This window comes from Sporosarcina sp. P1, from assembly GCF_002743155.1.
GTDB lineage: Bacteria > Bacillota > Bacilli > Bacillales_A > Planococcaceae > Sporosarcina > Sporosarcina ureae_B.
Map to the genome: position 1 here is coordinate 168,924 of NZ_PDYS01000003.1, position 12,147 is coordinate 181,070.

Sequence of the window (12,147 nt, forward strand, 5' to 3'; positions counted from 1 at the left end):
CAGGTTTTTGATGCGGAACGCTTCATTTTTATTGCCAAATGCAATCCTCATGTTATCCATCTTCATTCATGTTCAAATGGATCGAACGAAATAATAGAAACGGCTTTTAGCAACTATACGTCTTGCTGGTGTTCTGTTAATCATTAACAGAATATTCCTTATACCGAATAATTTAAAGTGGTTCATAGTAAATATTCCACAATAAAAGGAGGAATCACCATGATGAAAAAAATCGCTTTGTTGTTAGTTATCGTTGCTGTTATGAGCGCTTGTTCTTCTGTCGAAAAAGAAAGTGGCGCAAATAGCATTACCTTGCAAGATATTAAAGGGGAAACCGTTAGCCTTGCCGACTATGAAGGCCGAAAAGTGTATGTAAAGTTCTGGGCTTCTTGGTGTCCGATCTGTCTTGCAGGCCTAGATGAAGTCAATACGTTGGCTAAAGATTCAACTGATTTTGAAGTGCTGACTGTCGTAGCACCTGGATTTAATAATGAAAAGAAACACGATGAATTTATCAGATGGTTCAAAGGTGTTCAACATGTAGATGCTTTGCCGGTGTTTTTAAATGATGGCGGAAGTCTAGCCCAAGAATTCAATGTAAAAGGCTATCCAACATCGGCTTTTATTGATACGAAAGGGAATTTGGTTCGATCACAGCCAGGCCACCTATCAAACGATCAAATTATCGATGCTATGTCACAAATTGATTAACGAAAGGAGATCATTTTATGAAATTGAAAATGATACTTGGTTTACTCGGTATTTTGTTACTTACAGGATGTGGCATAGGTAAAACAGATTCCTCATCTAGCCCAAGTTCACTGACTGCTTCTTCAGGTACCGTATATCCCGCCAATCCCAATGATGATATAGAATTTGATGAAAATAATCTTCAGGACATCTACTTGGCGGGGGGCTGTTTCTGGGGTGTTGAAGCCTATATGGAACGGGTCTATGGCGTGTATGATGTGACGTCGGGCTTTGCAAATGGCACGACAGAAAATCCAACATACAATCAAGTTATTACGGGCAAAACCGGTCATGCAGAAACGGTTCATGTACAATATGATCCAAAACATACAGATTTGAAAACGATTGTGGAGCACTTTTTCATGATTGTTGATCCTACCTCTTTGAATAAGCAAGGAAATGACCGTGGTACACAATATCGTTCGGGCATTTATTACGCGAAGCCAGAAGATCAAGCGATTATTGACGAAGTCGTTGCTGCCGAACAGGAACGCTATGACGCAGAAATTGTCACGGAAGTAGAACCGTTGACAAGCTTTACGCTAGCAGAAGAGAACCACCAAGATTATCTAGAGAAAAATCCAAATGGCTATTGTCATGTTGAATTCGATACATTGGAAGATCAGGAAATTCCATCTGTAATTGATGCTGCGAACTATCCTAAGCCAAGCGACAAAGAATTAAAAGAGAAGTTAACGACAGAACAGTATCAAGTAACACAAGGTAACAATACAGAAACGGCATTCTCTAATGAATATTGGAATACGTTTGAAGATGGCATCTATATCGATGTCGCAACAGGTGAACCGCTATTCTCAAGTGCTGATAAGTATGACTCACAGTGCGGTTGGCCAAGCTTCACGCAACCAATCGTTCCCGAAGTAATGACGGAACATATAGATAGAAGTTTCAATATGGTGCGAACTGAAGTGAGAAGCCGTGCAGGGGATAGCCATCTAGGACATATATTCGAAGATGGACCAAAAGATCGCGGGGGATTACGTTACTGTATTAACAGCGCATCGATTGAATTCGTACCGCTAAAAGAAATGGAAGCTAAAGGCTATGGCTATCTGATAAGTTATGTAAAATAATATATGCTGAATCCCAATAGAAGGAAAGGAGCCACTCTAGCTTTCTTTCCTTCTTCACACGATTGTTAACGTAGATGGTGGTAAACGCATTGTATTATGCAATTCGTGGACTATCTCGACAAGCTGTGATCAGAATCGTTGTCCAATTAGTATATAGTACGACAAGGCGGTATAGGTATTCCCAACTTCGAAATGCATGTTAAACTCTATAACGGTGAAGAATATGGAGCTTCAGTAAGTTCTGCTAATAATGAAATGAATTTCATTCGACATATAAAAGGATAGGTTTTCTAGGCTGTATATTCATATAACTAATGAAAAAGAGGGGAAGGAATTTAATGCAAGAAATGATAGCGAAATGTAGAACGGAAGTTGAAGGTATTTATAAGAAATTTGACGCGAGTCATGATCTCGATCATATTGATCGTGTAATGAAAAATGCAGAGAAAATATTAACTGCAGAACCCAGTGCTGATGAACTAGTCGTGCGTTTAGCAGTTCTGTTGCATGATGTGGAAGATGCGAAATATGAAGAGATGCATGAAGTCACTACGATAGAGTTACTTGAAAAAATAGGTGCAACACAACAGATTGCAAATAATGTGATGTCCGCGATTGAAAGTGTATCATTCAGTGGTGGTAACGCAAAAGATATTACATCAATTGAAGGCGCAATTGTCAGAGATGCTGACCGTTTGGATGCCATTGGCGCGGTAGGAATTGCACGGGCATTTGCATTTGGCGGAGCACGTGGTAGGAAACTTTACGATCAGCAAGAAGAAGCCCGAAAGGATATGTCTGAGTCTGAATACCGTAAAAAAGAAACTTCTACTGTTACGCATTTTCACGAGAAGTTATTATTGCTTAGCGAATTGATGGTCACGAAGGAAGGCGTGCGTTTGGCACAAGAACGACATGAATTCATGGTCCAGTTTCTACATCAATTGAAGTTAGAAATTGAATAATGTAACCCGTGTTAGAATGAATTCAAATTATAGGACATACAGTCTTGGAAGTCTGGATTATCAGATTTTCAGAGACTGTTTTTTGTTTGGAATTACTTTTGTAATATAAGAATGTATTGAGTACTACCAATCCATCATGATTACAGTAAAGAAGAAAATATTGTTGACTTTACACTCACACTGTAATTATAATAAATTAACTCTAATAATTAGACGTAATTATCAGAATGTAAGCGATTCCAAAAGGAGGAGTAATATGTTAAAGAAAGGTTTACCGCTGATTAGTTTGCTACTCATCTTTCTAATGATTTTAACTGGCTGTCAACTTAATGAAACAATACCTAAAGGAGAACAGAGAGTTTATAAGTGGCGTATGGTCACACATCAAATACCAGGAACTGCACGGTACGATGGAACGATATTGCCATTTGTCAAAGCAGTAGAAGAAATGTCAGGTGGCCGCTTAGTGATTGAGCCGTTTGGTGCCAATATTTTATTCCCGACAAATGAAACATTTGATATGGTAAAAAATGGTGTTGTTGATGTAGCTGCTGTCTATACAGGTTTCTGGACAGGTAAAGATCCTGTTTTTGCTTTAGGTGGAGGGACGATTCCTGGTGATCCGATTTCAGGCTTTGAAGAACATTTCTATCGTTCGGAAAAGCTACAGCCCATTATGGATAAAGCCTATGAAAAGCATGGAATTAATAGCTTAGGGGCATTCGATTATGCACCTGAAGAAATCTTGATGTCTCAAGTACCAATCCGTTCTGCTGATGACTTCAAAGGAAAGAACATTCGTGCTGCCGGAGTGGCGAGTCTATTTTATGGAAAACTCGGTGCCTCTGCTATTTCATTATCTGCACCTGAAATCTATACAGGTTTGCAACTGAGTACAGTGGACGCGGCTGAATTTAATGATTATTTGGTGAACGGTGAAATGGGATTAGATGAAGTATCAAAATATATTATCGAGCCTGCTTTACATGTTGGACCAAGTTCCGATAAAGAGCTGATCGCGAATCCGAAATCTTGGGAAGAGTTACCGGATGATTTGAAGGCGATTGTGCAGGTGGCAAGAGATAAAGTTCGCTATGAATCTGCTATTGCATATGGCGTAGAAAGTTCAAAAGCAAAGACTGAATGGATGAATAATCCAAACATCGAATTCATTCAGTTGCCTGAAGAAGATATTGAAGAAATGCGTGAAAAAGGATTTGAACTGTTAAATGATTATAAAGAAAAAAGTGAAGCGAGTAAGGAATATGTAGAACAATATGCTGATCTCTTAGCTGAACTTGGTTATATTGAACAAGCAAAAAAAATAGGTTATAAAGAATAGGCGGTGGCAGCATGATTCTCTTAACTACTATAATAGAAAAAATGTCATCTATCGCTGGAAGAATCGCGGGCTATCTGATGATTCCACTAACGCTAATAGTCATCTATACCATTATCATGAGACGCTTTTTGCATGATGCACCAGATTGGGGTTTTGAAGTGCCGATTTTCATATATGGCGTGTCCATATTACTAGCGGGAGCTGAAGTGCTTAGAGTGAAAGGACACATCGCAGTGGATATCATTCCGCATTTGTTGTCTCCTAAATGGAATAAATTATTTGGTATATTCGCTATGTTACTTGTGATATTAGTAGCATCGTTCCTGATTTACCGTGGGTCCCTTATGGCTGTTGAATCGACAATGATAATGGAGCATTCGTCTCATCAGAGTTCGTTTAATCCACAGATATGGTGGTTTAAGTGGTTTATTCCGATTAGTGGCTTGCTAGTTTGGTTACAAGCTTGGGTCGAAATCTATAAAATCGCAATTGGAGGTAGCGCAGATGATTCTACTATTTGAGTATGCCCCAATTGCGATGTTCGTTTTATTGATGCTGCTTCTGTTTTTAGGGGTACCAATAGCATTTGCATTATCGACAGTTGGTGTAGTGTTTGCGCTAATGATGTGGGGGATTGATAGTACTAGTCTATTAACTAGTGCTGTTTGGGGTGTGATGAACAATTTTACACTTATTGCAATTCCGTTATTCATTCTGATGTCCGTTTTATTGGAAAAGTCCAATATCATCACCGATTTATATGATGCTGTCTACAAGTGGTCTGGTGCATTGCGCGGCGGACTCGCGATTGCGACCATTTTAGTAGGTGCAATTATCGGTGCGATTTCGGGGGTAGTTGCAGCAGGTGTAATCGGTCTGGGATTAATTGCGTTACCGCAGATGATGAAATATAAATATAATGAATCATTGAGCTTAGGATCGATCATGGCAGGAGGTACACTAGGACAACTTATTCCACCAAGTTTAAACATGGTCGTCTATGGCGCTATTACTGGCGTATCGGTATCTAGTTTATTTGCTGGAGGCTTAGGTGCGGGATTCATTTTAATTGGATTGTTTATAGCGTATATTTTATTCCGTGCTTATAAAAACAAAGATATGGCTCCCTCGTTGTTAAAAGAGGATCGTGCTACAACTCGCGAGAAGCTCCTAGCTACGAAGTCTGTCATTTTACCGATGATTTTAATCGTAATCGTACTTGGTTCAATATTTACAGGTATTGCGACACCTACTGAAGGAGCAGCAGTTGGCGTTCTTGGTACTTTACTTATTGGCCTATTCACCAAACGTTTGAACTTAGAGAAGATCAATTTGGCGCTTAAAGAATCTACTAAAATGACGGGAATGGTAGGCTGGATATTGATTGGTGCGGCAGCATTTTCAGCTGTGTTCTCTGGAGTTGGCGGAAATCGTTTTGTTTCCGAAATGGCTCAATTGGCCCCTGGAGGTAAATGGGGGATCTTAGTTTTCTCTTTGGCTTTCATAATTTTACTGGGAATGTTTCTGGAAACAATGGCATTGATTATGCTTGCAGCTCCAATAATTTCACCTATTATTGCAGATGCTGGTTTTGATCCCTTATGGTGGGGTGTTGTCTTCATGGTAGTTCTTCAATTAGCATATTTGACGCCGCCATTCGGATTTGCGATCTTCTATTTAAAGAGTGCAGTGGGCGATAAGGTAAGTATCGAGAAGATTTATCGTGCAACTTTCCCGTTTATCATCATCCAACTTATGGCAACAATTATTTTTATTTTGTTCCCGACGTTGGCTACCTGGCTTCCTACTTTATTAAGTTCGAAATAAAAGATACTATATTTATTAAGTTCGAAATAAAAGATACTATATAATAGAAAAGACTCTTGATTAAATCAGGAGTCTTTTCGTTATATAAAAAACATGTTCATATTCATGCTAGAGTAATAGTAGATTATTTTTAAGTAAGGGATGGATGGAAATGGATGCGGAATTAGGAAAAGAAATTCATCGGATTCGAAAGATGAATAAATTGACGTTAAAAGATGTTAGTGTCAAAAGCGGATTATCCGTCAGCTTTTTGTCTCAAGTAGAACGTGGAATTAGTTCGGTAACTTTTACTTCATTGCGTAGAATTGCGGAGGCGTTAGGTGTTCATATAAATTTATTCTTTGAGGAACCAACGGAAAAATCGCCGACCAAGAAACGGACTATTAAAAAAACTGCTGACCAGCCAAATTTCACTTTTACAAACCTTGTAGGTGATATGGAAAATCCGTTATTTTTCCCCGCGCGTATTGAATTGAGACCTGGAGAATCCCATACACATCCCTACGCGCATCAAGGGCAGGAATTTGTCTACATATTAGAAGGTGAACTTAAAGTGATTTTGGAGGATTACTCCGATACATTCTATACGAATGAATCGTTCCATATAGATTCGATGCAGGAACACGTCTGGTTCAACGAGACTAGCCAACCTGTGACACTGCTTGTGGTTAGTGCCAATGCAGATGGATCTTCAAATAAAAAATAGATTGCTTCTCCTAAACTCGATAGGATAGAATGAGGTAACTAGTAATAATCTATTCAATAGAGAAAAAGGTGACGTCTTGGACAGAAACAATCGATTATTCATTATTACACTCGTTGTCATCGCCTTGTGTACATTAGGTGGGTTCGCAGTACAAAAAGGATTCATCACATTTTAAAATTAAAACGAATATTCAAAGCTCATCGGTCTTAATAGATCGAGAGCTTTTTTGTTTAAATGAGACTGAACAGCAATTAAATTTTCTTTAAACTACAAACTCGATAGCTATAAGAGATGTCCAGTTACTTCAATAGTTACTCTACAGAATAACAAATTCTACTTAGCCATTTAAATTTGAACAAAATGTTTATACTCATTCCAGTGCGTGAGTAAACAAAAAAGACGTATAAATTGGCTCGTATGTTGCATAGAAATGACAATACTGTAAAAGGAGAGTGTTATGTATGTATAAAGAACAGGAAACACGGATGATTACTGTATTTGGTGAAGGGACAGTGAAAGTCTCTCCTAGTACGGTTCATATTGTATTATCTGTAGTGTCAAGAGGAACCGAACTTGGAGAAATCCAGCAAGAAAACGCTAAGCGTATGAATCAAGTAATCCAGTCGCTACAAAAAGTGGGAATTGCAGAAACATCCATGCAAACGATTGATTTTCAAATTCGCCCAGTCTATGAATACGTGAATGGAGAACAGCGCTTTCAAGGGTATGAAGTGATTAATTCTATCCGCATTACAAATAACGAACTTTCACGAACAGGCGAACTCGTCGATCTTGCGGTCAAAAATGGTGCGAATCAAATTGGATCGATCGAATTCACGATGCCCAATCAAGACGAACAATATCAGCAAGCGCTGGTGCTAGCCTTACAAGATGCAGAGACTAAAATGATTACGATTGGGACTTCATTGAAATTACAGAACCGGCCAATTCCATTAAAGGTTGAAGAGCAGCATATATCTCAACCAGTAGCTTTCCGTGCAATGACTATGGCGGATACCGGTAGAACACCAATCGAGTCGGGTATGATTACGATCAGTGCAAGTCTGCAAGTGAAGTATCAAATAGTCTGACAATGGTCTAGTATGTTAATTGGTAGTCTGCTACTATGATGAAAAGGCTTTTGAAAGAGGCGGTCCGTATGGATGTACATTTCATCATAAATGAACAAGCTGGAGATGGTAAAGGGGCCAAGTTATGGGCAAGCTTGCGAAAGAATATCAGCTATCCATTTCATCTGACCGAGCGACATAATCATGCGGAAGAACTTGCACAGCAACTTGCTAAACAAACCACCGTTTCGTTATTGATCATCGTAATAGGTGGGGATGGGACAATCCATGAAGTGCTAAATGGTGTTGCAGGTTATCCTCATGTAACTGTCGGGGTCATGAAAGCGGGGTCCGGTAATGATTTCGCAAGGACGTTTCCAGCATTCAATAATTTGCAGGAAGTGGAATCTTATATCGCAATAGAACCGGCTAATAGAAAAACCGTGGACTTTGGCTCCGTGAAATTGAGCGACGTGCATCAACGTTATTTTGCAAGCAACTGTGGTTTCGGCTTAGATGCGGATATTTCATTGGCAGTTGGACAATCTACTATTAAAAAGACGTTAAATAAATGGAAGCTTGGCAGCATAGTGTATGCTCTGACCGTAGCGCGTAGTTTACTAGCCTTCAAACCATTTAACGCGAAAATTCAAATTGATTCAGACACTCGCATATTTGAGAATGTCTGGATGATCACCGTCAGTAATCAAAAATACTACGGTGGCGGCATGAAAATTTCTCCTTATTCTATTTATGATGATGGAGAGTTTGAGCTGACAGTCATCCACTCTATTTCTGTGCTGAAATTTTTAGCAGTGTTTTTAACTGTATTCAATGGAAGTCATACGAAGTTAAAAGGAGTTTCTACTTATAAGAATGACCAATTCATTATTGAGACGGATCGAGTAGTAGGTTGCCACACCGATGGGGAATATATTGGGACCACTACAGATCAGCCAGTCATTTGTGAAGTGGATGAACGGAAGTGGTATGTCGCGGACAAAAGAGAAAAATAAATTAACATATTATATAGTTTAAACTGAACTTATTGACGGCTCACATAACAGGGATATTAATTCTGTAGAGGGAATATTACGTAGTTATAAAAATACTACAATCCTTTTATTTTAGCTACTTTGTATTCGAATTGAATTTGAGATAAATAAAAATATTCAAACAAATCACAAGAAAGTTATTGATTTTGGAAGCGGTTGCATTTATACTTTTACTAAACCGGTTTACTAAACCGGTTTAGTAAGTGGGAAAAGGTGAAATAAATGAAAGTGACGATGGCTGACGTAGCAAAAAAAGCAGGCGTCTCTAAAAGTACTGTTTCACAATTTATAAACGAGAGATATGAGTTCATGGCTGAAAAAACAAAAGTGAAAATACAACAGTCCATTGAAGAGCTTGGATATATTCCAAACAACATGGCAAGAAGTTTAAAGAGAAAAGAATCGAACACGATAGGTATTATTGTAGCAAATATATTACATACTTTTTCCACTGAAGTTATTAGGGCCATAGAAGATGTTTGTGAAGAAAAAGGAGTGCATGTTTTTGTATGCAACGCTGACGATAACCCTCAAAAAGAACGTTCTTACATCGATATGTTGCGTGCTAAACAAGTAGATGGACTTATTATTTTCCCTACAGTAGGTAATGAAGATCTTTATGCTGATCTGCGAAAAAATAATTTCCCTATTGTATTCGTAGATAGGAGAACAGAAAACTCATATTACCCTACGATTATGCTAGATAATCATAAAGCCTCCGAGATGGCGATTGATCAATTTATTGAAGTAGGAAAGAATAAAATAGCAATTGTATCGACTTCTATTGAGAGAAAAGTAATACCCCGGATTGAAAGAATTGAAGGTTATCAGCTTAAAATGAAAGCGTGTTCTTTGCCTGTTGAAGACTCTTGGCTTGTGGCGACTGAAAGAGAAAACATTATGGACGCTCTTCAAGTTTTATGGGATAAAGAAGAAAAACCCAATGCATTCTACGCAATTAATGATTTAGCACTAATGGAATTAATGAAATTCATAAAAATAAATAATTTATTGATTCCTCAGGATGTTGCCGTAATAGGACTGGATGACTCTCCCTTTTTGGAAGTTTTCACGCCAGCTATAACTGTGATTAAACAACCAACTTTTCAAATGGGTATGGAAGCAGCTCAGCTACTATTAAAAATCATTCATGATAAAGAGATACCGGATGATTTAGAAGTGCAAAGATATATGCCACATTTATTGAAAAGGGAGTCTGTATAAGATAGGGAGTTATGAAAATGTCTACGAATTTTAATGTATTAACAATTGGTGACGCAATGATTACAATGGACCCTATAACTAAAGGTCCTATGAGATTTGTTACTCATTTCGAAAGAAAAATGGGTGGTGCAGAATTAAATTTTGCTATAGGATGTTCGCGACTGGGATTAAATAGTAAGTGGATTAGCCGGTTAGGACAGGATGAATTTGGTAAAGTGATCTATAATTTTGCACGCGGTGAAGGAATCGATGTAAAAGATGTTGATTTTGTAGATGGATACACTACATCTGTAAATTTTAAAGAGGTTAGAGAAAGTGGCGAAGGCAAGACATTTTATTACCGTCAACAATCACCTATTCTAACGCTGAGAGTAGAAGATATTAATGAACATTTATTGGATTCTATTGATCTATTGCATATTACAGGAGTATTCTTGGCAATCGATCCACAAAATCTTGCAATAGCTAAACGTTTGATCACATTAGCGAACGAAAAGAATATTCCTGTATCATTTGATCCGAATATACGTTTGAAATTATGGACGATTGAGGATGCAAGAAAAGCTTATTTTGAAATCTTTCAACAAATAGATATTCTATTGACAGGTTTAGATGAAATTCATTTAATTTTAGAAGATAGTTCGGAAACGGCACTGATCAAATTTGCAAATGATTATAATATAACGGATCTGGTCATTAAAGATAGTTCTGCAGGTTCTAGGCTCTATAAAAAAGGGCAGTGGTTTACTTCACCGGCATTTGAAGTTCCCGTAATTGATACAGTAGGTGCTGGTGACGGTTTTGATGCTGGTTATGTTTATAGTTATTTAAATGATTTGGAACCAAAGGAAGCTTTGCGGTTTGCCAATGGTGTTGGGGCACTTGTTGTAAGCGTTTTAGGAGATAATGAAGGACTTCCATATTTAAGTGAAGTGCAATCGTTTACATCAGGTACTAAAGAGATTGAAAGATGAAAAATAATGGAAGGGGTGATTAAAAGGTTATATTCAATAATTCATTTTCTACAGACAACTATAAAAGGGGCGAATAACATGAGAAAAATTAAGTGGATGGCAGGTTTATTGATTGCGATTTTGATGCTAGCAGCTTGTGGAGCAGATGAAACAGGAGATTCAACAGATACAAAAAGCGATAAAGTGATTAAATGGAAATTAGGGCATTTAGCTGATGAAAACCATATTTGGCATAAAACCGCTTTGGAATTTGCCGACTCAGTTAAAGAAAAGACAGATGGCCAGATAGAAATTGTAATTTATCCAAATAACTCTTTAGGTTCAGAGACAGATACGATTAACTCTATTCAAGCTGGATCAGCTGATATGGTTGTTTCGGGCGAAACGTTACAGAACTGGGCTCCGAAAGCTGCCCTTATGGCTGTACCATATGCATTCGATGGAATTGATCACGTGAAAAAAGTGGTTGAAGGGGACGTAGGTAAAGAAGTTGAAGAACAAATTATTGAAAAGGGTAAATTGACTCCACTTTATTATCATACGAGAGCGCCTAGAAATTTAACATCTGATAAGAAGATTCAATCACTAGCTGATTTAAAAGGTTTCAGTATGCGCGTACCGAATGTTCCTTTATTCTTGAAGGTTTGGGAAGTAGCTGGAGCGAAACCACAAGTTATTGACTTTAACGAAGTTTTTACTGGACTACAGCAAGGAGTTATTATGGGACAAGAAAATCCAGTAGATTTAATTCAAAGTGGTGGTCTGTATGAAGTTCAGAAGTATGTGAATCGAACGGAGCATGTATATTCATGGATTTATGTATTAGTCGGAAATGATCAGTACAATGCCTTAACTGAAGATCAGAAAACAGCAGTAAAAGAAGCCGCTGCTGAAGCGCAAGCATACGGAGATTCATTATATGATGAAACTATTACCTCAATCGAAAAAGACTTAGAAGAAAAAGGTATGGAGTTTGTTGATGTAGATCGTGAAGAGTTTAGTAAAGCGATGTTACCAGCAGTTAAAAAAGCATTGTCTGAAGAACAAAATGAAGTACTAGAAAAAATTCTTGAAGTTAAGTAATTTATAAACAATAGGCACAACTAATTAACACTTGGTTGTGTCTTTCCTTAAGAAAGG

12 protein-coding genes are annotated in these 12,147 nt (G+C 37.9%); all 12 read left to right on the top strand.

Annotated features, from left to right (window positions below; all coding sequences use genetic code 11):
- Positions 1-219: 219 nt before the first annotated feature.
- The 12 genes from CSV73_RS05655 (at position 220) to CSV73_RS05710 (ending at position 12,090) form a co-directional block, all read left to right on the top strand.
- Positions 220-711 (top strand): redoxin domain-containing protein, encoded by a 492-nt coding sequence (locus CSV73_RS05655; RefSeq protein WP_099626815.1) that lies wholly within the window; start codon positions 220-222, stop codon positions 709-711.
- Positions 712-728: 17 nt separating this feature from the next.
- Positions 729-1,844: a peptide-methionine (R)-S-oxide reductase MsrB gene (gene msrB / locus CSV73_RS05660; protein WP_085131077.1), complete on the top strand. Its 1,116-nt coding sequence runs from the start codon at positions 729-731 to the stop codon at positions 1,842-1,844.
- Positions 1,845-2,182: 338 nt separating this feature from the next.
- A complete protein-coding gene (locus tag CSV73_RS05665; protein WP_099626816.1) occupies positions 2,183-2,809 on the top strand; it encodes an HD domain-containing protein in 627 nt (208 codons plus the stop codon).
- Positions 2,810-3,065: 256 nt separating this feature from the next.
- On the top strand, positions 3,066-4,151 hold the full coding sequence (dctP, locus tag CSV73_RS05670) for a TRAP transporter substrate-binding protein DctP (protein WP_158232289.1): 1,086 nt from the start codon (positions 3,066-3,068) through the stop codon (positions 4,149-4,151).
- A gap of 11 nt (positions 4,152-4,162) precedes the next feature.
- Positions 4,163-4,672, top strand: coding sequence for a TRAP transporter small permease subunit (locus CSV73_RS05675; RefSeq protein ID WP_099626817.1), 510 nt, complete (start codon positions 4,163-4,165; stop codon positions 4,670-4,672).
- A complete protein-coding gene (locus tag CSV73_RS05680) occupies positions 4,656-5,978 on the top strand; it encodes a TRAP transporter large permease (RefSeq protein WP_099626818.1) in 1,323 nt (440 codons plus the stop codon). Before CSV73_RS05675 ends, CSV73_RS05680 begins: the two co-directional genes overlap by 17 nt.
- 151 nt (positions 5,979-6,129) lie before the next feature.
- On the top strand, positions 6,130-6,684 hold the full coding sequence (locus tag CSV73_RS05685; protein ID WP_085131072.1) for a helix-turn-helix domain-containing protein: 555 nt from the start codon (positions 6,130-6,132) through the stop codon (positions 6,682-6,684).
- A gap of 461 nt (positions 6,685-7,145) precedes the next feature.
- On the top strand, positions 7,146-7,775 hold the full coding sequence (locus CSV73_RS05690) for an SIMPL domain-containing protein (RefSeq protein WP_099626819.1): 630 nt from the start codon (positions 7,146-7,148) through the stop codon (positions 7,773-7,775).
- Positions 7,776-7,843: 68 nt separating this feature from the next.
- Entirely contained in the window at positions 7,844-8,770 is a 927-nt protein-coding gene (locus tag CSV73_RS05695) for a diacylglycerol/lipid kinase family protein (RefSeq protein WP_158232290.1), read from the top strand.
- A 261-nt stretch (positions 8,771-9,031) separates the two neighbouring features.
- A complete protein-coding gene (locus CSV73_RS05700) occupies positions 9,032-10,033 on the top strand; it encodes a LacI family DNA-binding transcriptional regulator (RefSeq protein WP_099626821.1) in 1,002 nt (333 codons plus the stop codon).
- A 17-nt stretch (positions 10,034-10,050) separates the two neighbouring features.
- Positions 10,051-11,007 (top strand): sugar kinase, encoded by a 957-nt coding sequence (locus CSV73_RS05705; RefSeq protein ID WP_099626822.1) that lies wholly within the window; start codon positions 10,051-10,053, stop codon positions 11,005-11,007.
- A gap of 78 nt (positions 11,008-11,085) precedes the next feature.
- Positions 11,086-12,090: a TRAP transporter substrate-binding protein gene (locus tag CSV73_RS05710; protein WP_099626823.1), complete on the top strand. Its 1,005-nt coding sequence runs from the start codon at positions 11,086-11,088 to the stop codon at positions 12,088-12,090.
- The last annotated feature ends 57 nt before the right edge of the window (positions 12,091-12,147 follow it).

Excerpts from the sequence above, each read along its gene's own strand:
- CSV73_RS05695 (WP_158232290.1), top strand. The coding sequence starts at position 7,844 with ATGGATGTACATTTCATCATAAATGAACAAGCTGGAGATGGTAAAGGG.
- CSV73_RS05710 (WP_099626823.1), top strand. The coding sequence starts at position 11,086 with ATGAGAAAAATTAAGTGGATGGCAGGTTTATTGATTGCGATTTTGATG.
- CSV73_RS05665 (WP_099626816.1), top strand. The coding sequence starts at position 2,183 with ATGCAAGAAATGATAGCGAAATGTAGAACGGAAGTTGAAGGTATTTAT.
- CSV73_RS05705 (WP_099626822.1), top strand. The coding sequence starts at position 10,051 with ATGTCTACGAATTTTAATGTATTAACAATTGGTGACGCAATGATTACA.
- CSV73_RS05675 (WP_099626817.1), top strand. The coding sequence starts at position 4,163 with ATGATTCTCTTAACTACTATAATAGAAAAAATGTCATCTATCGCTGGA.
- dctP (WP_158232289.1), top strand. The coding sequence starts at position 3,066 with ATGTTAAAGAAAGGTTTACCGCTGATTAGTTTGCTACTCATCTTTCTA.
- CSV73_RS05700 (WP_099626821.1), top strand. The coding sequence starts at position 9,032 with ATGAAAGTGACGATGGCTGACGTAGCAAAAAAAGCAGGCGTCTCTAAA.
- CSV73_RS05655 (WP_099626815.1), top strand. The coding sequence starts at position 220 with ATGATGAAAAAAATCGCTTTGTTGTTAGTTATCGTTGCTGTTATGAGC.
- CSV73_RS05685 (WP_085131072.1), top strand. The coding sequence starts at position 6,130 with ATGGATGCGGAATTAGGAAAAGAAATTCATCGGATTCGAAAGATGAAT.
- msrB (WP_085131077.1), top strand. The coding sequence starts at position 729 with ATGAAATTGAAAATGATACTTGGTTTACTCGGTATTTTGTTACTTACA.
- CSV73_RS05680 (WP_099626818.1), top strand. The coding sequence starts at position 4,656 with ATGATTCTACTATTTGAGTATGCCCCAATTGCGATGTTCGTTTTATTG.
- CSV73_RS05690 (WP_099626819.1), top strand. The coding sequence starts at position 7,146 with ATGTATAAAGAACAGGAAACACGGATGATTACTGTATTTGGTGAAGGG.